The sequence below is a fragment of the Pseudoclavibacter helvolus genome (assembly GCF_014191305.1).
Lineage (GTDB): Bacteria > Actinomycetota > Actinomycetes > Actinomycetales > Microbacteriaceae > Pseudoclavibacter > Pseudoclavibacter helvolus.
In genome coordinates this window covers 1-26,724 of sequence record NZ_JACHWJ010000012.1, presented here as the reverse complement: position 1 = coordinate 26,724, position 26,724 = coordinate 1, and the positions used below count along the sequence as shown (strand labels likewise).

At 64.1% G+C, this 26,724-nt stretch carries 27 protein-coding genes and 1 pseudogene; 15 read left to right on the top strand and 13 right to left on the bottom strand.

All coding sequences use genetic code 11. The features are described 5' to 3' along the window. Positions 1-244: 244 nt before the first annotated feature. The 7 genes from FHX72_RS18030 to FHX72_RS18000 all read left to right on the top strand — a co-directional run bounded on the left by FHX72_RS18030 (position 245) and on the right by FHX72_RS18000 (position 7,081). Positions 245-988: a VIT1/CCC1 transporter family protein gene (locus FHX72_RS18030; protein WP_420892899.1), complete on the top strand. Its 744-nt coding sequence runs from the start codon at positions 245-247 to the stop codon at positions 986-988. After that, on the top strand, positions 988-1,677 hold the full coding sequence (locus FHX72_RS18025) for a response regulator transcription factor (protein ID WP_183626903.1): 690 nt from the start codon (positions 988-990) through the stop codon (positions 1,675-1,677). Before FHX72_RS18030 ends, FHX72_RS18025 begins: the two co-directional genes overlap by 1 nt. Then, a complete protein-coding gene (locus FHX72_RS18020; protein WP_183626901.1) occupies positions 1,674-3,149 on the top strand; it encodes a sensor histidine kinase in 1,476 nt (491 codons plus the stop codon). Before FHX72_RS18025 ends, FHX72_RS18020 begins: the two co-directional genes overlap by 4 nt. 121 nt (positions 3,150-3,270) lie before the next feature. Next, the gene (locus FHX72_RS18015) at positions 3,271-4,710 is read left to right on the top strand and encodes a ferredoxin reductase family protein (protein ID WP_338110172.1); all 1,440 of its coding nucleotides are present in this window, start codon (positions 3,271-3,273) and stop codon (positions 4,708-4,710) included. Further along, positions 4,707-5,234 (top strand): FMN-binding protein, encoded by a 528-nt coding sequence (locus tag FHX72_RS18010; RefSeq protein ID WP_183626898.1) that lies wholly within the window; start codon positions 4,707-4,709, stop codon positions 5,232-5,234. Before FHX72_RS18015 ends, FHX72_RS18010 begins: the two co-directional genes overlap by 4 nt. Further along, a complete protein-coding gene (locus tag FHX72_RS18005) occupies positions 5,231-6,025 on the top strand; it encodes an FAD:protein FMN transferase (protein WP_338110171.1) in 795 nt (264 codons plus the stop codon). Before FHX72_RS18010 ends, FHX72_RS18005 begins: the two co-directional genes overlap by 4 nt. A 117-nt stretch (positions 6,026-6,142) precedes the next feature. Beyond that, positions 6,143-7,081, top strand: coding sequence for a translation initiation factor IF-2 N-terminal domain-containing protein (locus FHX72_RS18000; protein ID WP_183626896.1), 939 nt, complete (start codon positions 6,143-6,145; stop codon positions 7,079-7,081). A 127-nt stretch (positions 7,082-7,208) separates the two neighbouring features. On the opposite strand, the gene FHX72_RS17995 is transcribed toward FHX72_RS18000, so the two are convergent. The 6 genes from FHX72_RS17995 to FHX72_RS17970 form a co-directional block, all read right to left on the bottom strand. After that, positions 7,209-7,628 (bottom strand): single stranded DNA-binding domain-containing protein, encoded by a 420-nt coding sequence (locus FHX72_RS17995; protein ID WP_183626894.1) that lies wholly within the window; start codon positions 7,626-7,628, stop codon positions 7,209-7,211. A 31-nt stretch (positions 7,629-7,659) separates the two neighbouring features. Continuing rightward, a complete protein-coding gene (locus FHX72_RS17990) occupies positions 7,660-7,920 on the bottom strand; it encodes a hypothetical protein (RefSeq protein ID WP_183626892.1) in 261 nt (86 codons plus the stop codon). Further along, on the bottom strand, positions 7,917-8,138 hold the full coding sequence (locus FHX72_RS17985; RefSeq protein ID WP_183626890.1) for a hypothetical protein: 222 nt from the start codon (positions 8,136-8,138) through the stop codon (positions 7,917-7,919). The genes FHX72_RS17990 and FHX72_RS17985 overlap by 4 nt, the downstream gene beginning before the upstream one ends. Positions 8,139-8,221: 83 nt before the next feature. Beyond that, positions 8,222-8,626 carry a hypothetical protein gene (locus tag FHX72_RS17980; protein ID WP_183626888.1) on the bottom strand — a complete coding sequence of 135 codons (405 nt, stop codon included), beginning with the start codon at positions 8,624-8,626 and terminating at the stop codon, positions 8,222-8,224. Between the two features lie 451 nt (positions 8,627-9,077). Beyond that, positions 9,078-9,599 carry a hypothetical protein gene (locus tag FHX72_RS17975; protein ID WP_183626886.1) on the bottom strand — a complete coding sequence of 174 codons (522 nt, stop codon included), beginning with the start codon at positions 9,597-9,599 and terminating at the stop codon, positions 9,078-9,080. 558 nt (positions 9,600-10,157) lie between these two features. Further along, a complete protein-coding gene (locus FHX72_RS17970) occupies positions 10,158-11,198 on the bottom strand; it encodes a DUF3560 domain-containing protein (RefSeq protein WP_244964386.1) in 1,041 nt (346 codons plus the stop codon). A gap of 573 nt (positions 11,199-11,771) precedes the next feature. Between FHX72_RS17970 and FHX72_RS17965 the strand changes: the two genes are divergently transcribed. The 3 genes from FHX72_RS17965 to FHX72_RS17955 all read left to right on the top strand — a co-directional run bounded on the left by FHX72_RS17965 (position 11,772) and on the right by FHX72_RS17955 (position 14,387). Next, positions 11,772-12,545 (top strand): hypothetical protein, encoded by a 774-nt coding sequence (locus tag FHX72_RS17965; protein ID WP_183626884.1) that lies wholly within the window; start codon positions 11,772-11,774, stop codon positions 12,543-12,545. 224 nt (positions 12,546-12,769) lie between these two features. Next, on the top strand, positions 12,770-13,624 hold the full coding sequence (locus FHX72_RS17960; protein ID WP_183626882.1) for an ArsR family transcriptional regulator: 855 nt from the start codon (positions 12,770-12,772) through the stop codon (positions 13,622-13,624). 49 nt (positions 13,625-13,673) lie between these two features. Then, positions 13,674-14,387: a DUF3800 domain-containing protein gene (locus tag FHX72_RS17955; RefSeq protein ID WP_183626880.1), complete on the top strand. Its 714-nt coding sequence runs from the start codon at positions 13,674-13,676 to the stop codon at positions 14,385-14,387. 104 nt (positions 14,388-14,491) lie between these two features. Here FHX72_RS17955 and FHX72_RS17950 read toward each other — a convergent pair whose 3' ends face one another. The 3 genes from FHX72_RS17950 to FHX72_RS17940 all read right to left on the bottom strand — a co-directional run bounded on the left by FHX72_RS17950 (position 14,492) and on the right by FHX72_RS17940 (position 15,896). Then, a complete protein-coding gene (locus FHX72_RS17950; RefSeq protein ID WP_183626878.1) occupies positions 14,492-14,716 on the bottom strand; it encodes a DUF2188 domain-containing protein in 225 nt (74 codons plus the stop codon). Positions 14,717-15,081: 365 nt separating this feature from the next. Beyond that, positions 15,082-15,315: a ribbon-helix-helix domain-containing protein gene (locus tag FHX72_RS17945; protein ID WP_183626876.1), complete on the bottom strand. Its 234-nt coding sequence runs from the start codon at positions 15,313-15,315 to the stop codon at positions 15,082-15,084. After that, positions 15,312-15,896 carry a ParA family protein gene (locus tag FHX72_RS17940; RefSeq protein ID WP_183626874.1) on the bottom strand — a complete coding sequence of 195 codons (585 nt, stop codon included), beginning with the start codon at positions 15,894-15,896 and terminating at the stop codon, positions 15,312-15,314. The genes FHX72_RS17945 and FHX72_RS17940 overlap by 4 nt, the downstream gene beginning before the upstream one ends. A 495-nt stretch (positions 15,897-16,391) precedes the next feature. On the opposite strand from FHX72_RS17940, the gene FHX72_RS17935 reads away from it, so the two are divergent. The 3 genes from FHX72_RS17935 to FHX72_RS17925 all read left to right on the top strand — a co-directional run bounded on the left by FHX72_RS17935 (position 16,392) and on the right by FHX72_RS17925 (position 20,611). Next, entirely contained in the window at positions 16,392-17,366 is a 975-nt protein-coding gene (locus FHX72_RS17935) for a hypothetical protein (protein WP_221187055.1), read from the top strand. After that, the gene (locus FHX72_RS17930) at positions 17,359-18,819 is read left to right on the top strand and encodes a hypothetical protein (RefSeq protein WP_183626870.1); all 1,461 of its coding nucleotides are present in this window, start codon (positions 17,359-17,361) and stop codon (positions 18,817-18,819) included. The genes FHX72_RS17935 and FHX72_RS17930 overlap by 8 nt, the downstream gene beginning before the upstream one ends. 481 nt (positions 18,820-19,300) lie before the next feature. Beyond that, positions 19,301-20,611 carry an ISL3 family transposase gene (locus tag FHX72_RS17925; RefSeq protein ID WP_183626866.1) on the top strand — a complete coding sequence of 437 codons (1,311 nt, stop codon included), beginning with the start codon at positions 19,301-19,303 and terminating at the stop codon, positions 20,609-20,611. Here FHX72_RS17925 and FHX72_RS17920 read toward each other — a convergent pair. Both FHX72_RS17920 and FHX72_RS17915 read right to left on the bottom strand, forming a co-directional pair. Further along, positions 20,545-22,221, bottom strand: coding sequence for a hypothetical protein (locus tag FHX72_RS17920; protein ID WP_183626868.1), 1,677 nt, complete (start codon positions 22,219-22,221; stop codon positions 20,545-20,547). The two genes, FHX72_RS17925 and FHX72_RS17920, sit on opposite strands and share 67 nt — an antisense overlap. Positions 22,222-22,255: 34 nt before the next feature. Then, positions 22,256-23,566 (bottom strand): ISL3 family transposase, encoded by a 1,311-nt coding sequence (locus FHX72_RS17915; protein WP_183626866.1) that lies wholly within the window; start codon positions 23,564-23,566, stop codon positions 22,256-22,258. Positions 23,567-23,675: 109 nt separating this feature from the next. On the opposite strand from FHX72_RS17915, the pseudogene FHX72_RS17910 reads away from it, so the two are divergent. Continuing rightward, positions 23,676-23,963, top strand: a pseudogene (locus FHX72_RS17910) (transposase); the annotation flags it as partial. A gap of 373 nt (positions 23,964-24,336) precedes the next feature. On the opposite strand, the gene FHX72_RS17905 reads toward FHX72_RS17910, so the two are convergent. Both FHX72_RS17905 and FHX72_RS17900 read right to left on the bottom strand, forming a co-directional pair. Beyond that, positions 24,337-24,801: a hypothetical protein gene (locus FHX72_RS17905; protein ID WP_183626864.1), complete on the bottom strand. Its 465-nt coding sequence runs from the start codon at positions 24,799-24,801 to the stop codon at positions 24,337-24,339. 7 nt (positions 24,802-24,808) lie between these two features. Continuing rightward, a complete protein-coding gene (locus FHX72_RS17900) occupies positions 24,809-25,408 on the bottom strand; it encodes a NucA/NucB deoxyribonuclease domain-containing protein (protein WP_183626862.1) in 600 nt (199 codons plus the stop codon). A gap of 316 nt (positions 25,409-25,724) precedes the next feature. Here FHX72_RS17900 and FHX72_RS17895 point away from each other — a divergent pair. Then, a partial coding sequence (locus FHX72_RS17895; RefSeq protein WP_183626860.1) for an ISL3 family transposase occupies positions 25,725-26,724 on the top strand: 1,000 nt, incomplete at its 3' end.

Below are 26,724 nucleotides of genomic sequence, written 5' to 3'. Positions count from 1 at the left end.
GCCGTCGTCGAGAACTACTCAGTACGCGTATCCGACGCGAAGCTCTCCGGCACGCCTTGCTCTCGTTCGTCCTGGGGGTGACCGTGCTGGCCGCGATGATCAATCTGGTCTCCGCGCTGGCGCAGTAGCGAGCTCGGGCCACGACAACGACGTCGCCACAGCTACGTTTCGGCGGAGGAAGGACAGGCAGTGCTCACCCGCTCGTGTCTGCTCGCCGCTCACAAAGCGCCCGCGCTGTGCTTTCATGACGCCTATGACGACCCCCGCTGCGCCCACCCCGGGTGCCCATGCCCACGAGCCACACGATGCTTCCATTCACGGCAGGCTCAACTGGCTCCGAGCCGGGGTGCTCGGCGCCAATGATGGCATCGTCTCCGTCGCTGCGCTCGTCGTCGGTGTGGCGGGAGCCACGACAGCGATTCCGGCCATCCTCACCGCGGGCACGGCTGGGCTCGTCGGCGGTGCCATCTCCATGGCGCTCGGCGAGTACGTCTCCGTGAGCAGCCAGAGCGACAGCCAGAAGGCCCTGATCGCGAAGGAGCGCCGCGAGCTCGCGGAGGAACCGGAAGCAGAGCTCATCGAGCTTGCAGGCCTCTACGAGGCCAAGGGCCTCAGCCCCGACACCGCACGCCAGGTGGCCGTCGAACTCACCGCCAAGGACGCTCTCACGGCTCACCTTGAGACGGAGCTCGGCCTCAGTGAAGAAGCGGTGGCCAGCCCGCTCGCAGCCGCCGGAGCGTCCGCACTCGCGTTCACGATCGGTGCGCTCCTCCCACTCCTCTCGATTCTGCTGCTCCCCGAGAGCATCCGGATCCAAGCCACCTTCGCGGTCGTGCTGTTCGCGCTGGCGGCGACCGGCTACCTCGGCGCCCGCATCGGCGGGAGCCCAGCCCTGCGGCCGACCATCCGCGTTGTCGCCGGAGGCGCCGTGGCGCTCGGGGCGACGTTCCTCATCGGCTCTCTGCTCGGAACTTCCGGCGTGGTCTGATGGCCCGGATCCTCGTTGTCGAAGACGACCCGACGATGGGGGCGCTGCTCGATCGCGGTCTCAGCGAGGAGGGGCACGACGTCACGCTGGTCGGAAACGGGGTGGATGCGCTCATCGCGTTCTCGAGCGGCCCGCTCGACGTCGCAGTGGTAGACGTGATGCTCCCCAAGATGAGTGGCTTCGAGGTGTGCAGGCGCATCCGCGAGTCAGGGAGCCAGCTGCCCGTGATCGTCATCACGGCCAGGGATAGCGTCGATGATCGTATCTTCGGGCTCGACGCGGGTGCCGACGACTACGTCACGAAGCCGTTCCATTTCGGGGAACTCAGCGCCCGCATCCGGGCGCAGCTCCGCCGTCAATCGGGCTCTCCGCAACCGGTGCTCGAAGTCGGCGCCCTCAGGCTCGATTCGCTCGCCGTCCGCGCGAGCGTGCACGGACGGCCGTTCCCCCTGAGCATGAAGGAGTTCGCGCTGCTGCGTCACCTCGCAGCGCACCCGGGGGAGGTGTGTTCTCGAGCGGACATCCTCGACGAAGTGTGGGGATCCGTCGAGCACTTCGAGCCGACCATCGTCGACCAGTACGTGAGCTACCTGCGCAAGAAGCTCGAGCCGAGCGGCGCTGGAGTCCGCATCGCGACCGTGCGCGGCGCGGGCTACCAGCTCGTCACAAGCAGCGAGCGCACGTCATGACGTGGCTCCGCTCCCTGTCCATCCGCGCCCGTATCGCGCTCGGCAGCGTGCTCGTGGCGACCCTCGTCGTCTCGGGCGCGGCGTTCGCCGTGCACCTGCAGCTCGCCCAGTTCGTCCGCGATGCCGAGGTGACGCTGGCGACGGGCGACCTGGCCCCGTACGTGGCTGATATCTCGAGCAACCCAGATGAGGCACCGGATGCGCCGAGCGCCGGTGTCCTGGTCTACATTCGTGCGCCCGATGGCTCCGTCCCAGTCGATACGATGCCCCACGACGTCCGTGCGGCGATCGAGGGCCGCGGCAAGGGACCGGACTCACCCGCTGATGATGCCTCTCGTGGCGCTGACGGGAGCGGGAACCAGCCAACGAGGCTCGCGGCCGAGGGCGTCTCGACGATGGTGACCGACGAGGACGTCCGCTTCACGTTGGTCGCCGAAACGGTCACCTCAGGAGAGGGCCGATGGCAGCTCGTCTCGGCACGCAGCGGCGCCGGGAGCGATCTGACCGTCGAGGCGCTCGACCAGGCGCTGGTCATCGGAGCAGGGTTCCTGGTGGTCGTCTTCGGCTTCACCGCCTGGGCGCTCACCACGGCCGCGCTCCGGCCGGTCAGCCGGATGAGGCGCATCGCTCGCACGCTGAGCACGGAGTCGAGCGAGACGCTGTTGCCGGTCGGACCCGCTCGCGACGAACTCGCCGACCTCGCGGAGACGCTCAACGCGTTCATCATCGGGATGCGCGACACCGCCGCGCGAGAACGGGAAATGGTCTCGGCCGCCAGTCACGAGCTGCGCACACCCATCGCTGCGCTGACGACGCAGCTGGAGCTCGCTCATCGCTCGTTCGGTGACGCTCCCGCACTGGAACACGAGATCCGAGCCGCGCAAGGCTCCTTGGAGCGGCTCGCGCGGCTCGCCGCGAACCTCCTCGAGCTGTCGCGCCTCGACGCCCTGCGCGGCCAGAGTTCGAACGAAGCGGAACAGGCAGCCGACCTCGTCGAGCTCGAGTCCGAGATGATGAGCGCGGTGGACCGTGCTCGGCTGATCGCCGGCACCCGCGGCCCAGATATCGAATTCACGATCGACCTCGAGGACTCGACAGACCGCACGCGTCTTTCCGCGCCCGCCTTCTCCCGAATCCTCGACAACCTGCTGGCGAACGCGATCGCGGCGACGAGGGGGACGGATGCTGGCAGAATCCACCTCGAGCTCCGCCAGCAGGATGGCGCCGTCGAGCTCACGGTAAGCGACACAGGGAAAGGCCTCCCAGAATCGTTCATCCCCCACGCATTCGAACGCTTCACCCGCCCAGACGAGGCCAGGGACACGAGCAGCGGCGGCAGTGGACTCGGGCTCGCGCTCGTCGAGGCGCTCGCTCGCAACGCCGGCGGCGTGGCCGCGATCGTCAACCTCGCACAAGGGGGTGCTCGAGTGACCGTCACCCTCCCCAGTTCGCCCCGTGGCGCGAACATGTGAGTTCTCGAATCCAGTGAGGCACGTTCTCACCGGCTCCGTCGAGGCCCCGACCGCACTCTGAATGGACACCACCGCACCGAGCACTCGGAGCGGAGACCCGAGAGTTGCAGAGGGAACCGACGTGACCGCCCAGCACACCACCAGCGCCCCCGCGGACCAGGCGCCCACGATGCCACCGACAAGCCGTGAGCGGGTCGCGCAGACCAGGACGCGCATGCACCGCCGTCGCCTCCGCGCGGCGGACCTGCTCGTCACCGCCTGCTGGGTTTCGGTCGCCGCCGCGATCGCCTTGTTCCTGTCGAGCGGAGGCGCCGCGAGCATCGCGACCCCCGGCGATGTTGTGACGGCAGTCGGCATCGTCGCGGGTCTCGTGGGAACCGACCTGATCCTGCTGATGCTCGTGCTCGCCGCTCGCATCCCTGCAGTCGATCGCGCGGTTGGCCTCGACGAAGCCATGGCGCTTCACCGGCGGCTGGGGAAGCCCGCCCTCTTCCTGCTCCTCGGGCACGGGGCTCTGCTCATCATCGGCTACGCCATGACAGACGGCTCCAGCGTGATCGCAGAGTCCATCTCGCTGCTGAGCGCTTCCGACATCCTGCTCGCGGTGCTCGCGATGGCCCTCCTCATCGTGGTCGTCGTCACCTCGGTTGTCGCCGTCAGGCGCAGATTCCCCTACGAGGCCTGGCATGCCATTCACCTGCTGAGCTACGCCGCCGTGCTCACCGCCGTGCCGCATCAGCTCTCCACAGGGCAGGTCCTCGCCGAAGGAGGTCCACAGCGCGCGTACTGGATCGGCCTCTACGCGATCGCCTTCGGCTCCATCGCCTGGTTCCGGTTCCTGACTCCCACGATCCGATCGCTTCGCCATCACCTGCGTGTGGAGGGAGTCGAGGCCATCGCGCCCGGTGTGTTCTCCATCCATCTGAGCGGACGGAAGCTGCGCCGCCTCGGCGCGAACGGCGGCCAGTACGCGATCTGGCGGTTCTGGAATGGCGCGACCTGGTGGCACGCGCACCCCATCTCCTTCTCGGCGGTCCCGGGCGACGAGCACGCGCGCATCACTGTTCGCGAGCTCGGTTCCGGCACACGCCGCCTCTCTCGCCTCCGCCCCGGAACGAGAGTCTCCATCGAGGGCCCGTACGGGACCTTCACGCCCGTCGCTCGCACGTCCCCGAAGCTCGCCGTCATCACCGCCGGCATCGGCATCACCCCCGCACGCGCGCTGCTCGAGCACTCGAGGCTCGAACCCGGCGAGGCAACCGTGCTCCTCCGGGCCACCGACCCGACCCAGGCGTACCTGTGGGATGAGATGGCGCACCTCGCCAAGCGCACGGGCAGTCGTGTCCACTCGATGGTGGGGCAGCGCCCTGCGGGCACCAGCACCTGGATGTCCGCCAACGACCTCGGTCGAGGTGTGACCCTCGAGTCGGTGTTCCCCGACCTCTGCTCCTCCGACCTGTACATCTGCGGGCCGAGTGCTTGGACCGACCTCGTCGTCAGGGACGCGAAGGCCGCAGGTCTCCCCGATCAGCAGATCCACACAGAGAGGTTCGACTGGTGAGAACACGAGCAGCAGTTGCCAGCGTCATCGCGTCGATCGCCGTCCTCGTCACCGGGTGGCAGCTCGGCGCCGCGGGAACGCTCGATCAGCCACAGGCCGTCGTCACCACGTCGCGAGCTCCGGCGCCATCAACGGCGGGGAGCTCCCCGCTTTCCGACACTGCCGTCGCACCCACTGCCTCCCCCGACCCCAGCACGGCCACTGACCCGGTCGCGGCGGGACAGAGCTCGGCCACGACCACTGCAGCCGATGGCACGTACACGGGCGATTCGCAGCGCACTCGCTACGGCAACGTCCAGGTGCAGGTCACGGTGAGCGGCGGCTCCATCACGGACGTGACAGCGCTGCAGCTCACCGATGCCGACGGCAGGTCCGTCGCGATCTCGAACCGTGCCGCACCGGTGCTCCGGGCGGAGGTTCTCGCGGCACAATCCGCCAAGGTCTCTACGGTGAGCGGAGCAACCTACACCACCGAGGGCTACCTGTCCTCGCTGCAGTCGGCGCTCGACCAGGCGGGGCTGTGAGCACCCACACGTTCGCGACGATGGGCACCGTCGCGAGTTTGCGCACACACGCCCAGGTGAGCCCCAAGGTGCTTGCTCCCGTCGAATTCTGCTTCGCGAACGCCGACGCGAAGTTCAGCCTCTACCGAGAAGCGTCCGAGGCGAGCCTCATCGCTCGCGGTGAGCTCCGCCTCGCCGACGCGAGCCTCCAGACGAGGGACACCTACGCACGGGCGCTCGACTGGCGCTCGCTCACATCCGGAGCCTTCACCCCGCACCGCCCCGACGGGGTCATCGACCTGTCCGGTGTGGTGAAAGCGCAGGCCATGGAAGAAGCGGGCAACCTGCTCGACGAGCTCGGCGTCGCGAACTGGCTGCTCAACGTCGGCGGTGATGTCCTCGCGCGGGGGCGCGAACGCACCGAGAACAGTACGCAAGAGAATCCGTCGCCTCGAGACTGGACCGTGGGCATCATCGACCCCACAGACAGATCATCGCTCCTGATGTCCGTACCACTGCAAGAAGCTCAGCGTGCGGTGGCGACCTCCGGCATCGGCGAACGTGGCGAGCACATCTGGCGCCGCGACCCCCACTCGAACCAGCGTGAATTCATCCAAGTCACCGTCGCCGCCGCCGACATCGTGACCGCCGACGCGCTCGCCACCGCGATCCTCGCCGGTGGCATCCCAGCGCTGAACGACGCCACCGACCGCTTCGACATCGACGCGGTCACCTGCGCACGGGACGGATCGCTCAGGTTCTCACCCCGCCTGCTCCGCCGAGTCGAGCATTGGCACACCCTCAATCCATGACGTGACGCCCCGCCCTACCACTCACGCTTCTTGCTCACAGAAGTCAGCCGAGACACGATCCCGGGAACGTCAGCGCGCAAAGCCCGAGTGAGTCACCACCGCCCGTACTATTCCGACATGCCCAAGACCCGAGTGCACCAGCTCGCTTCCGAGCTCGGCATCGATTCGCGAACCATCATGCAATTCATGAGCCACAACGGCTTCTTCGTGAAAAGCGCCTCATCCAGCATCGAAAGCTCTGTCGAGAAACAACTCCGCAAGCTCTGGTCAGAAGGCAGCAACTCGCCCACGGGCTTCCCCGGTATCCAGCCCGTCCCGCACGCAGACATCGAACATGCGCGCACACTTAGTTGGACACCTCAACGCATGCCGGCCAACATCGACATCGCTCTCCAAACCTTGCTGCGATTCGCAGCCGACACACCTTCCGTTGCGCTCCTTCGCAAAGCCCGACGCGACTCCGCACTGAGCTACTTCCGTTACGGAACTCTCCCGGAGCTCATCCAACGAGTCCCCAACGACGAACAACTATCAAGAACCCCACGTTCCGGCATAGCCTGGTTCGAAGACGGCCAGCGCCTCCTCTACTGGCACAAACACATCGTTGCGATTGCCCCTTGGGGGAACCTTGTCACCGCAACACCAATGGCTCGCGTCACCTCACTTCTCGAGCAACGGGGCAACGGCGCAACGCTTGTCCACGCCATCAGCTCACTCACTCACCACGACGTCCACCAAAGCCTCGCCACGGTTCCCCTCCCGACTCACCAGGAGCAGAACCCCTCGCCCACCCCTCCGGGGACCAAAACACCCGCAGAAATTGTCCTCGCGTACCGCCCTTTGTCGAGCGAAGCCACAGAACAAGCAGGCAATCGTCGCAGACGACGCCCAGAACACCGGTGGCCAGTATCGGCCCACCAGCGACAGCAGTGGTACCCCCGCGAGCAGACCCACAAAACCATCTGGATCAAACAGCACACGTCAGGCTCACGAGACGCACCATTCCTCCAAGCAGAACGCGTCTTCGTCACCGCCGCACCACGCAAACCGTCCTAGACCCGCCGGCAGCAGCGAACCACCGCAACCCCGATAAGCCTCGACACACATCCCACCGTCAAACCGGGGTGCGCGAGGGGTCCCTCGCCCGCGCTGCCCGCAGCGAGGCCGGCGACTCGGAGCGGCGCTAGTCAGCCTGCTCTTCCCACGCGCTGCTGGCTTCAGCGGCGAGGTCCGGCCCCTGGCGTGGCTTGCCCTTGGGGCGTTCCACGGTGACGTTCTGGCCGCGCAGGCTCACGGTCACGTTGTCGGCGTAGACCTTCTGCCGGATCGTGCCGGAATCGTCCGCCTCCTCGATGAGGCGGCCGGTGAACTCCAGCGCGACGTTTCCGCACCTGGTCGCGAGGTCAACGACCGCTGCCGCAAGGTTCCCGGTCACGTGCACGTCGTAGACGATGCGCGGCCCGGACTGCCACTCCCCCGATGCCTTGTCCTTGAAGCGGCGCGAGCACGCGATGCTCGCGTATGTGTACTTGCCGTCGTCCTGGTCGCGAAACAGGGTCGGGGTTTTGGTGAGGTTCCCGGTGCGGGTGATCTGCGTGAACATGCGCCCTCCTCGGCGTCGTCGTGGTTCGTGGTTAGTGGAGCTCGTAGGTGATGCCGTTGATGCGGGCGAATCCGTCTCCCTCGTAGATGCCGCAGCGGTGGCCGTGTGTGCCGTACTCGTACCAGTGCGCGTCGCTTTGTTCGACGCTACCGGGGTCGACGGGGCGCAGCTGCTGCACGGCGAGCTCCTGGAGCTCGTCGGAGCTCGAGCCCGTGTACGTGATGAGCGCGGCGCCCTCCTGGTGGATCTCGTAGAACCCGGAGCTGTCCTCGTTGCGGCCGACGAGGGTCATCGCGCACCTGCCATGGTCGCGGTCAGCGTGTGGTCGTCGACGTGGCCGTCTCGCACGAGCTCCAGCGCCTCGACGTACGCCCACACGGTGCTGTGCTCGACGAACGGGATGACGTCGACTTCCCAATCCCCGCCGTTCTCCAGCGCGGCCCATCGGGACGCGAGCTCGACTTCGGTGTCCGCGGTGAGCGTGGCGGTTGGGGTGATGAGTTCAAGCATGATTCGAGTCCTCTCGATGTGGCAATCTGTGGGGGCTGCGAGGGCCGGTTTTCCAGAGCACCCGGCCCTCGCCGTCTCTTCGGTCAGGCGGGGCGGTGGTCGCGGTCGTAGCGGCCGAACCAGCGGAAGAAGTTCATGTCGAGGCGATCTCCGAAGCGGCGGATGCCGTCTGCGAGGTCGATCGTTTCTTCGGTCGCGGCGGCGTTGATGTCGGCCAGCGACAGCGGCACCGTCTCCCACATGCCGGAGCGCGTGAACCAGACGTCGATGCGGTCGAAATCTTGCTCCACTTCCCCGACGCCTTCACCGTTGATCACGGCGGCCACGCCGCGATCCACCGCGATGAGCATCTGCGGGCCTGGCCCGTGGGTCAGCGTTGCCGGGTCGAAGACTTCGTCTTCGAGTCGTGCGGCTTCGGCCGCGCGAGCGCGGTTGAGGAGGATGTCTGCGTCGAGCTTGATCGCGACGGCTCCTGTAGGACGTTCCATGATGTGGGTCTCCATCTCTCTCATCGTTTTTTTGCCTGGAAGGCACGCAGTGCCGATCAGGACGAGGAGTGGAGCAGCAACCCTTGCGGCGGTGGGGGAGAGAGTTTCGGCGCGAGATAAGGGAGCTTGCGACCGCGTGCCGAAAGTCTCGGAAGAACCGGCCCGCGCAGCGGGCTTGTGCTCCACGAATCGTCCGTACAATCGCCGCAGGCTTCCAGGCAAAAGAACGAGCGCCGCAGGCGTGAAAAAGCACTGGCCGCGAAGCGGCATCCCTCGCGACCGCAGGGAGCCTCGTGTGAGCTGGGGGTGCGCGAGGGGGATGCTTCCCCCTCGCGGCGGCCGCCAGGTCGCCTGGGCGCGGCCGGGGTGATCTCGCTCTTTCGGTGTGGCACTCTGTCGGGGAAGCGAGGGCCGGTTTCTCAGACCGCCCGGCCCTCGCCGTCTCTCCGGGTCAGGCGATGCCGCGGCGTCGCATGTTCGCGTGGCGCTCCTCGACGAGCGCAGGCAGCGTGTCCTCACCGATGATCCAGGGGCCGTCGTCGTTACCGATGATGCGGCGCTCCAGGCGGCGGCGCAGGATGTCGCAGAACTGCTTCGCCTCACTCGACGCCCAGTCCGCGACCTCGCATGCCTGGTACTCGAACCCGTCGAGCGCGGAGAGCACTTCGCGCGGCGTCCACTCGGTGGATTTCGGCCGCGAGTAGGCGTAGACGTACGCGTTGTCTTCGCCGTACTTGCCATTCACGCTCGCGGCGTTCGCGTCGACCAGCATCTGCCCGTACACCGTTTCAGTGCCGGCGGTGAGCTCGCGCACGTTGCCCATGTGTCCGCAGCTGCGAACCCCGTTGTACGGGGTGGACTCGGCCGTCGTGTTGGTGACGAGGTTCCGCTCACTCGGGACAGCGGGGGCCGCGTGGATCGCGGTCCAGATCAGGACGTTGAAATGTTCGGGGGCCAGCATGATTGCGCTCATGGGGTGATCTCTCTCATCTCTCTCATCGTTTTTTTGCCTGGAAGGCACGCAGTGCCGATCAGGACGAGGAGTGGAGCAGCAACCCGAAGGGCAGCGGGGGAGAGAATTTCGGCCCGAGGTAAGCGAGCCTGCGAGCGCGGGTCGAAAATCTCGGCGGAGCTGGCCGCGCGCAGCGCGGCTTGTGCGCAATGGAGCGTCCGTACAATCGCCGCAGGCTTCCAGGTAAAAGAACGAGCGCCGCAGGCGTGAAAAAGCACTGGCCGCGCAGCGGCATCACTCGCGACCCGAAGGGGAGCCTCGTGTACTCGGGGGTGCGCGAGGGGGCGCGTCCCCCTCGCGGCGGCCGGAGGTCGCCTGAGCCGTGACCACTCCCCGCGCCTGTGGATGATTTCTCCGCTCTGGGCTGGGGCGGTCTAGGCTCCGCCGCATGAACGACGACGACTCGCTCGGCTGGCCACGCTGCCCGCGCTGCCTCCTGCAACTCAACGTGACCAAGCCGATGCAGTGCCCAGAGTGCGGGGCCACGTTCCTCGCGTGAACGCGGCCCCGTAATTGGGGCTAGCTGGTGGCCGCGGCGGCTTTCTTGGCCTTGGCCTCTTCGAGCTGCGCCGCGGTGCGGTGGTCCTGCACCTCGTGCCAGGGCGTCTTATGCGTCCAGCTGTACTCGGTCTCCACGGCGACCGTCTTCGCGTTGCAGCGGGCGACGATCCACCAGGTGCCGCGGACCTGCACGGCGTCACCCTTGGCGACGTTGTGGCGGCCGTAGTCGGTCGCCTTGCCGCTGGCGATCTGCTCGGCCCTGATGCCTTCCCAGAACTCGATCTGGTCGCGCAGCTCCGCGAGGTGCTGTGCGAGCGCTTCCGCGCGTGGGGCCTGCTTCTCGGGCGTCGCGTCCTGGTAGCCGTGCTCGTAGGAGTACGTCTGCTCCGTGATGCGGCGTTGCATGCGCCGCTCGTCGGCCTGCAACTTCTCGATGCGGTTCGCGACCGTGACCGGGTTGTGGCGGGCGCTGTTGGCGCTGGCCGCTATCCTCGCGCGGCGTTCGGCTTCCTCGGCGGCGCGGTCGGCCTCGACGCTCTTCCCCAGGCTCGACCAGGCGCGGTCGTGGGCGCGGCGGTGGCGCGCTTCAGAGTGGTGCCCGATCTTGATGGGCTCCCCACCCTCGGGCAGGCTGTTGTAGTCCCGCTGGCGGCGCAGCTCAGCCGCTTCGGCGTCGGCTGCCTTGCGGCCGGCCTTTTCGTCGAGCGCTGCGGCACGGTCGTTCGCGCGTTCCGTGCGGGCGGCGTCCACCTCCGCGGCGCTGCGGGTGGTCTCGTCGAGTTCCGTGGTGACTTCGAAGCCTGCCGCCTCCAGCGCTGCGACGGTCGGGCGGATCACGTGGTGCTTGGGGCGGCGGTCGCGGCTCTGCGGCACGTACCAGGCTCCGAGATTGCGGCTCCAGCGCCAGCGCTGCTCTTTCAGGACAGCGGCGGTTCCATCGCCGCGAGCTGTGCCCTCGATCAATGTTCCGGCCTCGTGGGTGTGAGTGATCGTAAGGACGCTACGCGTCCGCTCCCCCACCTCGGCGGCCGTCTCGGTGGCTGTGTGACTGTTCATCATGTACTCCCCATCTCTCCATCGTTTTTTTGCCTGGAAGGCACGCAGTGCCGATCAGGACGAGGAGTGGAGCAGCAACCCGAAGGGCCGGGCGTCGGGGCCGGCGGAGCGTGCGGAGCCGGTTTCGACGGTCGGGCCCGACACTCCGACGCAGGAGCGTGTGGCGGGCTTGTGCGCAACGGAGCGTCCGTACAATCGCCGCAGGCTTCCAGGCAAGAAAACGAGCGCCGCAGGCGTGACAGAACAGAGCGTGGCCGCAGGCCGCTCCGTTCAGGACTCCCTAGCCTCTAGGGCACCGCTCAAGACGACACCCCACGTCATCTGCTTGGTCGTGCGCGATGATGTCTCTTTGTCGGTGGTCACCGCGACCATCGAGCATGGATTCACAGCACCCATCTGGACCAGCGACTGAAGATGAGGTGCGCCGGCTGCAGGCCGCGCACGCGGTGGGTTTCTTCGACACAACGCTCACGTCGCTTCGCTACGACGACCTCGTCGAGGAGGACCGAGCGAGTTTGCTGCGCGTGCCGAGGCGGCGTGAGCCTAGCGAGCGGGACCGTGCGAGATGATCTCTCCATGCCCCTCAAGAAGTCAGATGCGGTGCTACGCATGGAGCACCTTGCTCGCGAGCAATCAGCTATGGAGCTCATGGCGCAGGGCGTCATCACCTTTGAGATGACGCCGCGGCAACAGGCCGCCTACGACGACGCTGTCCGCTTCGCAGCGACCATCGATGCCCGTGAACGCCAGCATTACCGCGAACTGCCCGCACGTATCGCAGCTGAGAACCGTCAAGTCATGGCCGATTTGAACGCTGGCAAGCTGTACCTCGTCAACTCCGTTGGCACTTCTTCGCCCGTGGTGCACTTCGCGTCCTGCGCCACGGTCCGGCATCAGGTCGACCGTGATGTCGCCCACGAGATGGAACAGGAACAGGAAGGCGAGATACACGGGTCCTGGCACTCGGGAACGGGGTTTGACGGAGTTGCGAAGTGGCCCAACCTGCTCACCCTCGACGAAGTGGAAGCTCTGCGCTCCTACCGCGCTTGCCTACGCTGCAACCCGGACACCAAAGAGCGACGCAAGACTGCGGCACGAAACCCCCAGCCGTCCAAGCTGACGTCAGTCAACGCAGACCGCATCGGGCGCGAGTATGAGACCGTCACCGGTGAGTACTTAGGCATGCTCCGCAGCTACACAGTGACGAAGACCGAGATCACCCTGAGCTGCTCCGAACGCGAGCACCTCGGCCGCCACGACTCCCTCATCGTGATGCTGCCACGAGAAGCCCCGCACCCGCGAGCGACCACCACGACCGACCAACCGCAAGCAGCTGACGGCCTCAACTGAGATGACCGCCAAAGTTCAACGGTATTCGTGGCGAAAACAGCACCAAGCCGCGACCCGGCGCGACACGTCACGACGGCACGCTCGAAGCGGGGCTAAGTTAGTACGCCGTCGTGCCATCTCTGCATCTCATATGGAGTCATGCACTCTCATATAGTGTCGCGAAATTCGAACGGTGCTCTTCTCAGAACACATCTGCAAGGGCCAGCAGGTGATACTTTCTCCCCATGAACCTCATCGAACCAGATCCCGACAACGAAGATCCCGCTTCTCCCTCAGAGACGCGGCAGATCTACCTCGACCGCACCAAGAGCGGGTACACCAAGCTTCGCCACTCGTTCGTACAGACCCGAGTTGAAACCAGTCACAGCAGTCGGCCCGGCACGTTGGCGAAGCTCACCAGGAACCACCGAGCCACGGTGCTCTATCTCGCGCTGCTCGCGAACTGGCCCTGGTTGTCGAGAGAAGACGCCCCCATCTCAGCCTCTGCTTGGATACGGTTCCTGACCAGCGACGAAGAGAACGCGCTCACCTGGAACCCACAGTCGTTGTCCAACGCATGGCGAACACTCAAGGCCCTCGACCTCGTCGAGCTCCCACGGCAAGGGCGCCTGATCCGGGTAACACCTCGGTCAGAAGCCGGGGCCGGCCCCTACAAAGCTCCGACGGGCAAGGGTGCTGACTCGTACCTGGTCGTACCTCACGAGCTCTGGACCAAAGAGCTCTACGCGACGCTGTCCTGGCCGGCGCTTGCCGCGCTGCTGATCCTTCTCAAGGAGACCGGTTCCACGTCGACAACGACGCTGAAAATCGACCAGGCACAGGCTTGGTACGGGATCTCACGTACAACGACCGAAAAGGGACTGGCCGAGCTGCGCGCGAAGAACCTGCTCAGCAGCAGAGACCGATGGATCAAGGACGCGAACGCGCCCGAAGGGCGACGCTTCGCCTCCGAACACACGTTGCTCGAAGACTTCTCTACCGAACGACGCGAAGCTCTCCGCGAGGCCGCCAAGAAACGCGTCCGGCCCACTCCCCCCTCGTCCGCGCAGAACAAGGCAGCGACGAGACCGCCCGCATGACAACACACACCAAGAACCAAGACCGACGCGACAGCGAGAGGAACCAACCGTGCTGATCGCCTACGTCGATGAGTCATACACCCAGGACTTCTACTTCATCGGCGCCGCAATCATGACCCAAGAACAGTGGGAGGTGCTCGAGGACGCCTACGACACCATCCGCACACGCGCAGCAAACGACTACGGCGTCCCCGCCAACGCTGAGCTCCACGGCCACGAACTCATGGGCGGGTCAGGTGACTGGAAGCCCCTCCGCGGCCGCCACCGCGAGGCAGCCAACATCTACGCAGCGGCACTCCACGCGGCCGAAGCTGCCGGCGTCAGGTACCTGTTCCGCGGAGTCGACGTCCAAAGACTCAACGCCCGCTACAAGTACCCCGATCAGCCCCACTCGATCGTGCTCAGCCATCTGCTCGAACGCGTCAACGAGCACCGACGAGACTTCCACGTCTTCGACAAAGAACAGGTCATCGTCGTCGCCGACGAGATCTCTACCCAAGACGATCACAAGAAGCAGTTCGAGAGCTACCAGCTCATCGGCACCCCCGGATACAGGTCCAGCAAGCTCGACCTGATCTCGGCACCGATCCAGTTTGCTTCATCGAGGGACTCCGCCGGACTGCAAGCAGCCGACCTCGCGGTCTACCTCCACCGCCGACGGCGAACAGTCGCCGAGTCCCACCCCAAAGCCGCGTCCACGATGAACCGGCTCGGCAAGTACCTCGACGCGGCCACCGCGCACAGCTGGACGTGGACACCATAAAACAAAGGCCCCGCAGTGCGGGGCCTTTGGCTGGCAACGTTCCGGTAGCCGGCCCGTTGTAACCACCATGCTACACCGAGGGGCTAGACACCCTCCAGCGTCCATCACCCCCGGGGCGGATTCGGGTCGTTGCCGTACGAGTTCTTCTTGCCGATCGTGCCGTCTAGCTTACGAACCGTGTGCTCGACGCGGCGAGCCTTTGCCATGTCGCGGCCGACTGCCTCCTGCTCGGACTTGGTGCCACCCACATGCGCAGCACGCGAGCTCCCCTCAACCTTCGATTTCCAAACACCGTCCTCGCTATACGTGCTTACGTCGCCAGTAGCCATCCGTCATCCCTCCTCAGAGCCAGCTCACCTGACACGATTCTTAGCACCGCTGCCTCGATAAAGCCGGATACTGATACTCGGGGGGCTAGATGAACTGCACGGAACGTGCAGGACCACGCGTGCAAGAAGTCACGCAGCAGCAGGCAACTTCCAGCAGGCGCCGAACGCCCGCCTACATCCGGCCGACCGACTGTCACTCAACCTGATAAGTCGGCCTCCGCGCACGTGTGCACACGCGCACACGCGCACACGTGCACACGTGCACACGCGCACACGCGCACACGTGCGTGTGTGCAGACCTGCGCATGTGCACATGTGCGTGCGTGCACTTATGCACATGTGGGACTAGGTGCGGCGCCAGTGTCCTAATTTCGGCTAGCAAGGAGCAGCCGCAGAGCCTCGACTGTAAGCGCCTGCTGCGACGTACCCTCCTCGAGCGCGAGCTTCTTGATCTCCTTACTAAGCGAGAGAGGCACTCGTGCGGAGTGGTAGACCGATTCCTCTTCAACCGCCGCAGCTTGGGTTCGCTCCCCCGCCTTGGCGCGCTGCGGCCTCGCAGTGCGTCCCGCGGCGGTGAACATGTTCTTACTCTCGCTCACTTGCTCATCTCCCGAATTTCGGTCAAGACATCTGCGTACGCAGTGCCCAGTGCGATCTTCGCCCCGTAGGCCATTGCAAGCGCCTGAGCCTGAGGAACGGTTGATTCCAGGACCGGAACGCCGAACGGTTCGAGCGCCTCACGCACTTGGACCGAGGCGAGCGTGCGCTTCACGACTCGAGTGAGCAACACCGCTGCATGCGCATCAGTGAGCGCCTGCACCTCCTCAACCAACTGCGCAGTCTCAGCAAACTGGGCGAAGTCACCCCCGGTCGGCTGCATAGGGATCAAAATCAGATCGGCCGCGCGCATGGCCGACGTTGCCACCCCCAGATCACCGGGAGGAGTGTCGATCACGACATGGTCAGCCACGCCGCTGAGCCAGGACTGTCGATGGATGGTGTTCTTCGGATGAGCTGTCGCTTGCCAATCCAGCGCGTTCGCCCAATCCAGCGCGGATCCCTGCGGGTCCGCATCGACTACGAAAACACTCTCCTGCCTGCTCATGAGTTCGGCGGCGAGATGCATCACCGTCAGCGTCTTACCCGTCCCGCCCTTGAGGTTCACTACTGCGATCTTCATCGCATCATAAAACCACGCCGCGCACATGTGCACAAGTGCGCTTGTGTAGTTGTGCGCGTGTGTGCTTGTGCGCGTGTGTAGGTGCGCGCATGTGCACATGCGCACGCGCGGGTTGTGTGTCTTGGGTAGCGCATCCTTTCTTCGACATGGAGTCCGTCGCACGGCGTAGGCACTCGCGCGCTCATTGATTTCAGGACCCCGCATGGATGCGTCACGGTTGCTCCGCAGTGATCAGCACTAGCGGAATGCATGGGAACTTGTGCGGTTGTGCACATGCGCGCATGTGCACGACCGCACGCAAGTGGCAGCTCTGATGCGGGTTTATCGGTAGGGGAGTGCCGCACGAGAACCTCTCGGGCTGACGCAGCGCCCATCTACCGCACACGTTGCCCGCTATGTCGGCGGTGCTCGCTACGCTCGTGCCACACGAGAACTCGAAAAGAATATGAGGCACGAATGGACAGCTCAGTCAGGTCGGAAGATGCCAGAGATGGCTTGGATGAGGCCAAGGAGGGCCTCTCGAGAGCGTTCGGTGGGTTGGGGAAGTTCGCGCGTCACGCATCAGCACAACTCGTTGAGCAAGCTGGAGATCTGAAAGACGCGACGGTCGATACCGTTGAGAAGCTAAACGCCCCGAAGTCAGACCCGTACGAGGACGCGATCGCAGAGTACAACGCGGCCTTCACCGCGATGAGCGACAAGGGTTTCTCCCTCCTGCGCCAGCGCGAGCGTTCGACAGACCTCATCGAGCTCGTCGAGTTCCTCGTGAACAGTGTCGCCAACACCCCAAAATCGTTTGACACAGACTTCCAAGAGATCGACATCCTGAAAGCGCAGTTCCTCGAGGCTGAAGCATTCGCGCAGAACGACCTCCAAGCCGCTCGAGCGTCAGCTGCTGGGGCAGGGGCGGGCATCACCGCGGGAGCTGCGGTCGCCAGCGTGGCTCCGACCGCAGCGATGTGGGTCGCAACCACCTTCGGGACCGCATCCACCGGTACAGCGATCTCCACGCTCTCCGGCGCCGCCGCAAGCAACGCAGCCATCGCATGGCTCGGTGGGGGAGCGGTCGCCGCTGGCGGGGGAGGCACCGCCGCGGGCGGCGCACTCCTCGCCCTCGCTGGCCCAATTGGCTGGACCGTGGCAGGCGCAGCACTGCTCACCTCCATCGCGCTGTTCGCGAAGAAGAAGTTCGAGAACCGAGAAGCGAAACAGGAAGCACTGAAGGCCGTGATGCAGAACACCGCCCTCGTACGCACCATGGACGCCCAGATCGGCGACCTCCACCAGCGAACCGCATCGATACGCGAACTCCTAGTCAAGACCTACAGCGCTGCCCTGCAGTTTTACGCAGCTGACTTCCGCGCCCTGACCTCGACGCAGCAGTCCCAGCTCGCAGCGTTGGTGAATAACACCAAGGCATGCGCAGCGCTGCTCGGGCACCGCATTGTTCCCGCCGGCAACGATGAGTGACGCCCCCAAGCTCGTCAAGAGCAACCAGGAACAGGCCGTCGCCGCCTGGATCAGTCACCTCAACCAAGTCCGGCTGGATACCCTCCTCGACGCCCTCGGGCAGCAGGACCTGAACCTCAAGGACGCGCTCTCCACCCTCGACTCGGCGATCAAGAAGATCAATCTCGAGGTCATCGAAACCAACCGCGGCGGCACTAAAGGCATGCATGGCTTCATCGCCGAGGTCGCCGAAGTCGGTATCAGCAACGCGCGCAGCAAGATCGTCGGTGGCGAAGCCGCGTACCAGTGGGTCAACGACAACGGACCGGTGGACCTCCTACGCGACGGCGTCGAGATCCAGCAGAAGTTCGTCGCAGCCGGCGGCCGGCTCGGGCTCGGCGCGATCGCCGACCACCTCGAGAAGTACCCGGACTTCCTCAAAAACGGTGCGAAGTATCAGATCCCAGCAGACCACTTCGAAACGATCCAGCAGCTGCACGCCATGAGCCCCGAGGACGCGGGCAAGCTCCTGAACAGTTCCGGCGACGGGCCATCCTTCAGAGACTGGAAACGCGTCCAGGCCTTCTTCGACCAAGACACGGTCGACATCGATTCCCTCGAACCCTCCAAACTCGACTACCACCAGGCGCAACGCGGAGCCTACGAGCAGACCTTCGAGACAGAGCAAGAATCCCTCCGAGCCACCGACCAGGACCTCCGCACAGACGCCGCGCAAGCGAGCCGCGCGACCCTTCAAGAAGGCGCGAAAGCGACCCTCGGCGCCGCAGCCATCGAAGGCGGAACCGCCTTCGTGCTCACCGTCATCGACAAGCGCCGGCAGGGGACACAGCTCAAAGACTTCACGCGCGAAGACTGGACCGATATCGCGGGCGCCACAGGACTGGGCTTCACCAAGGGTGGCGTGCGCGGCCTCACCATCTACTCCCTAACGAACTTCACCAAAACCTCCGCCGCGGTCGCCAGTGCAGTCGTCACCGCGAGCTTCGCCATCGCGGAACAAGCCAACCAACTGCGTCGAGGCGAGATCACCGAAGCAGAGTTCATCGAGAACGCGGAACTCGTCTGCCTGGACTCCGCAGTGAGCGCCCTGTCCTCGCTCATCGGCCAAGCACTCATCCCCGTGCCCGTACTGGGCGCCGTCATCGGCAACACCGTCGGCACCATCATGTATAAGTCAGGCAAGGACTCGCTTGCCGCACGCGAGGCCGCACTCATCGAGCGCTACCTCCGCGAACAGCAAACTCTCGCCGGGCAGCTCGCAGACGAGTACGAGGAGCTTATCCAGCAGCTCGACACAAGCATGTCCGACTACCTCGACACCCTCGATCGAGCGTTCGCACCCAGCATCACTGTCGCTCTCCACGGTTCAGTCGAGCTTGCACTCCAGGCAGGCGTTACCCCAGACGAGGTGCTTGACACCAGGACCAAGACGCACGCCTACTTTCTGGAATAGCGGGCCAGAAAGGCGGCTCTATCTCGAATTCCCAGGTACCTGACAGACAACGGGTCGTCATCATCGCACGAATTGCTTGCCCCATTTAGCGTGATGCGCCCTAGCAAACTGCCTTAAGTTACCTCGTACAGTTTTGAGCTCCGAACTGCTGGGCGCACCGTCGTCGTGGTTACCTGGATTGAGGACCCTAGGTATGACACGCCACTTCCCAGTTTCGTCCGCACTCAACATGAACGGGACCGTCAAGGGGATTAAATCCCCGAGGGTATTTGCCTCCGCGCCTACCTCTGCGACTGAAGTCGGAATGCCCGACGCAGTCCGGTTCGTGGCAATGATCTGCTTGGCAAGCCGCTCCGCGGCGCGCCGGTATGCGGCTCTTCGCAGATGAGGGTGTAGTCAGGATGCGCGCGGCGATTGGTGGATAGGGGTCGAGGTCTTCCAGGATGGAAGTTCCTACGCTGTCCACCGGAAAGACCTCGACGTGTTCCACGCTACCTTTGCCGCGCCCGATCTGACTACCTTCTGTCGCCTTGACGAGCTCGGCCTGCAAGCTGTCGGGCAGCGCCTGGAGCCGGATCGGGCGGTGATCGAGTGCCGGGCCGTTGAGGCTGATCCGTGGTGTCGGGGGTGCGGCGCCGAGGGCGTCATTCGGGATACGGTGATTCGTCGTCTTGCGCATGAGCCGTTCGGTCACCGGCCCACGACGCTGCAGGTTCGGGTTCGTCGATACCGGTGTGATCATTGCAAGCGCACCTGGCGGCAGGACATGTCGAAGGCATCGTCGCCGCGGACGAAGATCTCCCGAAGCGGGGTGCGGTGGGCGTTGGAAGCTCTCGTGGTCGACCATCTCACCGTCTCTCGTGCCGCCGCCGGGCTTGGGGTGTCCTGGCATACCGCGAACAGCGCGATCCTCGCCGAAGGCAAGCGACGTCTAATCGATGACCCTCACCGTTTCGACGGCGTGAGCACCATCGGTGTCGACGAGCATGTCTGGCGTCACACGCGCAAGGACGACAAATACGTCACGGTCATCATCGACCTCACCCTCGTGCGGGACAAGACCGGCCCCGCGCGACTGCTGGACATGGTCGAGGGACGCTCGAAGGCAGTGTTCAAGCAGTGGCTCGCGCAGCGGCCGAAACAGTGGCGAGATCGGATCGAGGTCGTCGCGATGGACGGGTTCAGCGGCTTCAAGACCGCCGCCGCCGAAGAGCTGCCCGACGCGGTCCCCGTGATGGATCCGTTCCACGTCGTCCGCCTCGCCGGCGACGGGCTGGATCGGTGCCGGCAACGCGTTCAGCAGGCCACGCTCGGGCATCGAGGCCGTTCGGGCGACCCGCTCTACAAGGCCCGCCGCACCCTGCACACCGGCGACAGCCTCCTCACCGACAAGCAACGCGCACGCCTTCAAGCACTATTCACCGGTGATGATCATGTTGAGGTTGAAGCGACCTGGGGAATCTACCAGCGCATCGTTGCCGCCTACCGTGAACCGGACAAGACCAAGGGCAAGCAGATGATGCAGGCCGTCATCGACGCCGTCACCAGCGGTGTTCCCACCGCGCTGATCGAGATCCGTCGCCTCGGCCGAACGTTGAAACAGCGCGCCGCTGACGTGCTCGCTTACTTCGACCGCCCCGGCACCAGCAACGGCCCCACGGAGGCGATCAACGGCCGCCTCGAACACCTCAGAGGCTCAGCGCTCGGCTTCCGAAACCTGACGAACTATGTTGCCAGATCGCTACTCGAAGCCGGAGGATTCAGATCCCACCTACACCCTCGATTGCGATGAGCCCGGTATGCGCCTGATGAATTCGCCCGCCCAACCGCGGTAGGCGCGTTCACGCCATCCTCGCCCTGGAGCATGTAATTGCTAAATTGGTCTGAAGTCTGGGCAGGTTCGGTCCCCTCAACAACGTTGGTGAGAGTGAGGTCGTAAGTGATGGGCTGATGATGTTCATTAACGGTTTGAGCATGTTCCGCCAGTTTAGGGTCATAGGTAGTAATGACAACCTGAACATTCGCGTCCAGTAGGGATGCGAGGGTGTTCTGAACGAACGTAAGACGATGCTCACCGTCACTACCTGGAATAGGATCATCTAGGAACACGAACGGCGCTTTAACTAGTTCGTTGCGGGCTAAGAACGTGGACAAACCCAGTGCGTTGAGTTGGGAGTCGCTAAATATGCCAAGCGCGTCCCGTTCAACAGTTTCACCGTGGAGGTCTGTTTGCAGCGCAGCTACCAGGTTCACAAAAACTGCCCCAGAAGCCCGTCTTTTCACGCCCGCGAAACTAACGAGTTCTTCTGGGCGGATGGTACTCCACCATCGCTCAATAGCCTCACTCATCGCCGCGAAACGCTTGTCAAGCACGGTGGCTGCCGCCTTCTGCAAGGCGCGGTCCACTCGTCGGAGGCGAACGACAGCTGCCTGACGACGTATTGCCACATACCGTTCGTCTACGAACTCATCAATCAGTCCTGTGACCGCCAGCAACTCAGAAATACCCTCGGACTGTAGCCGAGATCGCAGGATAGGTTCGACCGTCTGGTTTAATGCGCGCAACGGCTCGTCGTCAGCGAGGCTTATCCGGTAGTCAGCTAGCGCCTGTTTCGTCGGCGCAAGGTCTAGACGCGCAGTCTCAGGGATGGGCGCCCGACGGCGAACAAGTTCGACCAAGCGATTCACGTCACTAACCACTGCGGTCACCGAATCTGTAATGACTACTGATGACTTCGCGAGGTCGACGGCGCGCGCTATCGCCGGTTCGAGCTGTTTTACAACGTCTTCGCCGAGATTGGCCGCAGCGGACATAACTTCATCTACTCGTATCCGGCCCCACGCGGCTGCTGTCGGCCGGGATTCACGAACACGGCTTTCCCATTCCGTTATCCTAGATTGAAACAAACTGAGCTCTTTTTCAGCCGCTGCCGCGGAGGCCGAGAGACTGTTGGTATCTCGTAGACGCTCGCGAATTTCGGCGATGCGTTCCGGACTGAGCGCGTCCGGTGTCAGGCAAACGGGACAATCTACTGAATGATCGACTTCGGCGAGTTCAGAAGTGTCTACAACAGCAGTCAACAGTGGGAGTAGCGCACTTTCGACCTTGTCGGCGCGCCGCACTTCTTCGAGGTAGTCGTGCATGTTGGGAAGCGCGGGAAGGTCAGGGACATCGGTTCCGCTCAGTTCGTTCAACGGGAGTAAACGATTGTTGTGCTCCTGCACGGCTCGTTCGAGCGCTTCGCGTAGCTCTCGCACCGAGCCATATGTTGCCCCTAGCAACGATCGCCCTGCGGCCACGAGGGCTTCCTCAACGGCTGCCTTAAGCTCTTCGCGGTTTCCGTTGATCGATTGCAGGCCAGTCGCGGTCCTGGAGAGCCGCGTCTCGCTGAGGCGCTGCACTGTCGCCCCTCCTGGTCCGAGCGGGATATCCGGCTCATCGCAATCGAGGGTGTAGGTGGGATCTGAATCCTCCGGCTTCGAGTAGCGATCTGGCAACATAGTTCGTCAGGTTTCGGAAGCCGAGCGCTGAGCCTCTGAGGTGTTCGAGGCGGCCGTTGATCGCCTCCGTGGGGCCGTTGCTGGTGCCGGGGCGGTCGAAGTAAGCGAGCACGTCAGCGGCGCGCTGTTTCAACGTTCGGCCGAGGCGACGGATCTCGATCAGCGCGGTGGGAACACCGCTGGTGACGGCGTCGATGACGGCCTGCATCATCTGCTTGCCCTTGGTCTTGTCCGGTTCACGGTAGGCGGCAACGATGCGCTGGTAGATTCCCCAGGTCGCTTCAACCTCAACATGATCATCACCGGTGAATAGTGCTTGAAGGCGTGCGCGTTGCTTGTCGGTGAGGAGGCTGTCGCCGGTGTGCAGGGTGCGGCGGGCCTTGTAGAGCGGGTCGCCCGAACGGCCTCGATGCCCGAGCGTGGCCTGCTGAACGCGTTGCCGGCACCGATCCAGCCCGTCGCCGGCGAGGCGGACGACGTGGAACGGATCCATCACGGGGACCGCGTCGGGCAGCTCTTCGGCGGCGGCGGTCTTGAAGCCGCTGAACCCGTCCATCGCGACGACCTCGATCCGATCTCGCCACTGTTTCGGCCGCTGCGCGAGCCACTGCTTGAACACTGCCTTCGAGCGTCCCTCGACCATGTCCAGCAGTCGCGCGGGGCCGGTCTTGTCCCGCACGAGGGTGAGGTCGATGATGACCGTGACGTATTTGTCGTCCTTGCGCGTGTGACGCCAGACATGCTCGTCGACACCGATGGTGCTCACGCCGTCGAAACGGTGAGGGTCATCGATTAGACGTCGCTTGCCTTCGGCGAGGATCGCGCTGTTCGCGGTATGCCAGGACACCCCAAGCCCGGCGGCGGCACGAGAGACGGTGAGATGGTCGACCACGAGAGCTTCCAACGCCCACCGCACCCCGCTTCGGGAGATCTTCGTCCGCGGCGACGATGCCTTCGACATGTCCTGCCGCCAGGTGCGCTTGCAATGATCACACCGGTATCGACGAACCCGAACCTGCAGCGTCGTGGGCCGGTGACCGAACGGCTCATGCGCAAGACGACGAATCACCGTATCCCGAATGACGCCCTCGGCGCCGCACCCCCGACACCACGGATCAGCCTCAACGGCCCGGCACTCGATCACCGCCCGATCCGGCTCCAGGCGCTGCCCGACAGCTTGCAGGCCGAGCTCGTCAAGGCGACAGAAGGTAGTCAGATCGGGCGCGGCAAAGGTAGCGTGGAACACGTCGAGGTCTTTCCGGTGGACAGCGTAGGAACTTCCATCCTGGAAGACCTCGACCCCTATCCACCAATCGCCGCGCGCATCCTGACTACACCCTCATCTGCGAAGAGCCCACAAAACGCCAGAGGTCAAGACCTGGCTCGAGAAACGACCCCGCTTCCACGTTCATTTCACGCCGACGTCCGGGTCGTGGTTGAACTTGGTCGAGGTGTGGTTCGGGATCATCGACCGGCAAGCGATCCGTCGCGGGATTTTCACCTCGGTGAAAGACCTCAACGCGAAGATCCGGCAGTTCATCACTGGCTGGAACGACCGAAAGCACCCACTCGTCTGGACCAAGACCAGCGACGAGATCCTCGCGAAAGCGAACCGTCAACCAACTTCAGAAACGCGACACTAGTGCACAGCAGGTGCATCACAGTCGCACTCGCTCGCATTGCTGGAGCACGGGTTTGTGTCCCAGCGCGGAGCCATCTTCGTCATGACACGCACCCGACTGAACCCGCACCGTCCGATAGAAATCGGACGTGCTGACGATTAGTCGCCTGCGTTCTTGGCCCCTGACAGCGCTGAACGCCGGAACGGAATTACGTTCTCCAAGCCCGAGGGCCAGAACCCACTAACAGGTTCCGGCCCTCGTCTCGTGAATGCTGCCAGCTGTTCCAGGCTTGCTTTTGGTCCGTGCACGAGTGCCGACTTGTCATCACAACGCGCACGGGCCCTCGAAAAGCCTCCGAGCACTTCCTACCGCTCAGGGGGGCACCAGGACAATATCAGTACATGTCCCGGATGTTGTCTAAGACCTCGGCTTCGACTCCAAAAGTCGGCCAAATCTCAATTCGGTACTTCTCCACTGAATCCTCGTTGTCGCGCTCTCGCCCTGTAGCGATGCAGCGGAATCGATAGAACCCTGAAGGAGATGAGCCAATAACTGTGTCCGGCGTCTCGATCGACCCCGGTGAGGTGAGCACGATGTCTGTACCGAATGGTCGAATGGAGATCTCTTGCATCTCTTGCCCACTCTCGAGGACGGGGCGCCCCGGATTGTGTTCGAGGAAGTCGATATCCACCTGGACCTGCCCATTCGGCCAGCCGGTACTTACAGTGACCAGCCCCGCCTCGGCGAGGATAAGCCGCTGGTGCTTCGAGGGACTAAGAATATAGTCCTCACGGGGCTTATCGGATGGCAGCTCGCCGATTTCGACGACGAAGAAGCCGTACTCCACTTCAAGATTCATTCAACCCTCACCTAATGTCGATCCAGAACGGCTCAAAGTCTGCCATTCGATTGTTTAGATAGAAGACAGCGAGCTTGTTTCCACCTGACTGATTGTGCTCAGCAAGTATAAGACACCGACTCGGGTATGCACCTTCCCTGGGCATGTTCAGAAGCCCACAACCATTGTATGTCCTGGTCGTCGATGAAGAAGCAGCGCCATTGTACGTACTCGCAAATGGATACTCGTCGCATTGCATACCTGCAGGTCGGGGACTCGGAACACCACTGCCTGCCCCGCAGGCCTTCTTGTTGTTTGCAGTCTTGGTGTAGGTGTCCATGCTGCGTCGAAGCATATTGGTGCTATAGAAGCCTACGACACCGGCGGCTTTAGCTTTCAACAGGTGCGCGTGATACTGCTCCTGCCCAGTTTTGCTCACTAGGTGCGTCGCCGGAGAGTCTGGAATCACGCAGCCAATTGAATAACCGTATGCAGCATTGTCACACCGCATCTTGTGAACCTGCTTACCGGAGAGGACTTTCTCCGAACCAACCCACATCTCGAACGAGTACATGCCCGAAGCGGATTTGACATCCTTCTTGCCTCCAAGGGTCGTCTTGAACGACATCGAACCGTCAGGTTTGGAGGCAGAGTTGACCAGCGGATAACTCTCAATCTTCCAATTGTTACTCACAACCGTGCAACTTCCACCACAGGAAGGCTTCGATGTCACGGTAATGCCAGGAATTGAGCCTGTCCAGCTGTCGATTCGTACGCTTGACTTGATGTAGCCCTCATTCGCCCTCATTTTAGGAACGAGAGAGAAGTATATAGGCTCTTCGCAGATGAAGGTGTAGCCGTGGGCGCGGGGCGGTCGCCGGGTAGGGGTCGAGGTCTTCCAGGATGGAAGTTCCTACACGACCGTCCGAAGGAAGACCTCGACGTTGCCTCACCCTACTTTCACGACCCCCGATCTGACCACGTTCTGCGATCTCGATGACCTTGGCCTGGTCGTCGTCGGCCAGCACCGCAGCCCGGAGCGAACGGTGCTGGAGTGCCGGGTCCTCGAGCCGGATCCGTGGTGCCGGCGTTGCGGGGCCCAGGGCGCTCCTCGCGACACGGTGACGCGCCGGTTGGCGCATGTCCCGTTCGGGCATCGGCCAACGACGCTGCTGGTCCGTGTTCGCCGCTACAAGTGCTCCGGCTGCGGGCGGGTCTGGCGGCAGGACACCACCACGGCGGCCGAGCCCGGGGCGAAGCTGTCCCGCGGCGGGATGCGCTGGGCGCTGGAAGCCGTCGTGGTCGATCACCTCACCGTCTCCCGCGCCGCGGCGGGTCTCGGGGTCGGCTGGCACACGACGAACACCGCGATCCTCGCAGAGGGCAAGCGGGCGCTGATCGATGATCCGGCCCGATTCGACGGCGTCGCCGTGATCGGCGTTGACGAGCACGTCTGGCGTCACACCCGCCTCGGCGACAAGTACGTCACCGTGATCATCGACCTCACCCCGGTGCGCGACAGGACGGGCCCGTCGCGGCTGCTGGACATGGTCGAGGGCCGCTCGAAAGCGGTGTTCAAGAACTGGCTCGCGTCCCGTCCTCAGCACTGGCGGGACGGGGTCGAGGTCGTCGCGATGGACGGGTTCACCGGGTTCAAGACCGCCGCCAGCGAAGAACTGCCGAAAGCGACGGCAGTGATGGACCCGTTCCATGTCGTCCGTCTCGCCGGCGACGCGCTCGATGTCTGCCGCCGCCGCGTCCAGCAGCGCCTCCACGGCCGGCGCGGGCGCAAGAACGATCCGCTCTACAAGGCCCGCCGCACCCTCCACACCGGCGCGGGGCTGCTCACCGATCGACAGCAAGCACGTCTCGACGCGCTGTTCGCAGTGTCCGAGCACGTCGAGGTCGAGGCGACCTGGGGCATCTACCAGCGCATGATCGCCG

Excerpts from the sequence above, each read along its gene's own strand:
- FHX72_RS18030 (WP_420892899.1), top strand. The coding sequence starts at position 245 with ATGACGCCTATGACGACCCCCGCTGCGCCCACCCCGGGTGCCCATGCC.
- FHX72_RS18025 (WP_183626903.1), top strand. The coding sequence starts at position 988 with ATGGCCCGGATCCTCGTTGTCGAAGACGACCCGACGATGGGGGCGCTG.
- FHX72_RS18020 (WP_183626901.1), top strand. The coding sequence starts at position 1,674 with ATGACGTGGCTCCGCTCCCTGTCCATCCGCGCCCGTATCGCGCTCGGC.
- FHX72_RS18000 (WP_183626896.1), top strand. The coding sequence starts at position 6,143 with ATGCCCAAGACCCGAGTGCACCAGCTCGCTTCCGAGCTCGGCATCGAT.
- FHX72_RS17995 (WP_183626894.1), bottom strand. The coding sequence starts at position 7,628 with ATGTTCACGCAGATCACCCGCACCGGGAACCTCACCAAAACCCCGACC.
- FHX72_RS17990 (WP_183626892.1), bottom strand. The coding sequence starts at position 7,920 with ATGACCCTCGTCGGCCGCAACGAGGACAGCTCCGGGTTCTACGAGATC.
- FHX72_RS17985 (WP_183626890.1), bottom strand. The coding sequence starts at position 8,138 with ATGCTTGAACTCATCACCCCAACCGCCACGCTCACCGCGGACACCGAA.
- FHX72_RS17980 (WP_183626888.1), bottom strand. The coding sequence starts at position 8,626 with ATGGAACGTCCTACAGGAGCCGTCGCGATCAAGCTCGACGCAGACATC.
- FHX72_RS17975 (WP_183626886.1), bottom strand. The coding sequence starts at position 9,599 with ATGAGCGCAATCATGCTGGCCCCCGAACATTTCAACGTCCTGATCTGG.
- FHX72_RS17970 (WP_244964386.1), bottom strand. The coding sequence starts at position 11,198 with ATGATGAACAGTCACACAGCCACCGAGACGGCCGCCGAGGTGGGGGAG.
- FHX72_RS17965 (WP_183626884.1), top strand. The coding sequence starts at position 11,772 with ATGCCCCTCAAGAAGTCAGATGCGGTGCTACGCATGGAGCACCTTGCT.
- FHX72_RS17960 (WP_183626882.1), top strand. The coding sequence starts at position 12,770 with ATGAACCTCATCGAACCAGATCCCGACAACGAAGATCCCGCTTCTCCC.
- FHX72_RS17950 (WP_183626878.1), bottom strand. The coding sequence starts at position 14,716 with ATGGCTACTGGCGACGTAAGCACGTATAGCGAGGACGGTGTTTGGAAA.
- FHX72_RS17940 (WP_183626874.1), bottom strand. The coding sequence starts at position 15,896 with ATGAAGATCGCAGTAGTGAACCTCAAGGGCGGGACGGGTAAGACGCTG.
- FHX72_RS17930 (WP_183626870.1), top strand. The coding sequence starts at position 17,359 with ATGAGTGACGCCCCCAAGCTCGTCAAGAGCAACCAGGAACAGGCCGTC.
- FHX72_RS17905 (WP_183626864.1), bottom strand. The coding sequence starts at position 24,801 with ATGAATCTTGAAGTGGAGTACGGCTTCTTCGTCGTCGAAATCGGCGAG.
- FHX72_RS17900 (WP_183626862.1), bottom strand. The coding sequence starts at position 25,408 with ATGTCGTTCAAGACGACCCTTGGAGGCAAGAAGGATGTCAAATCCGCT.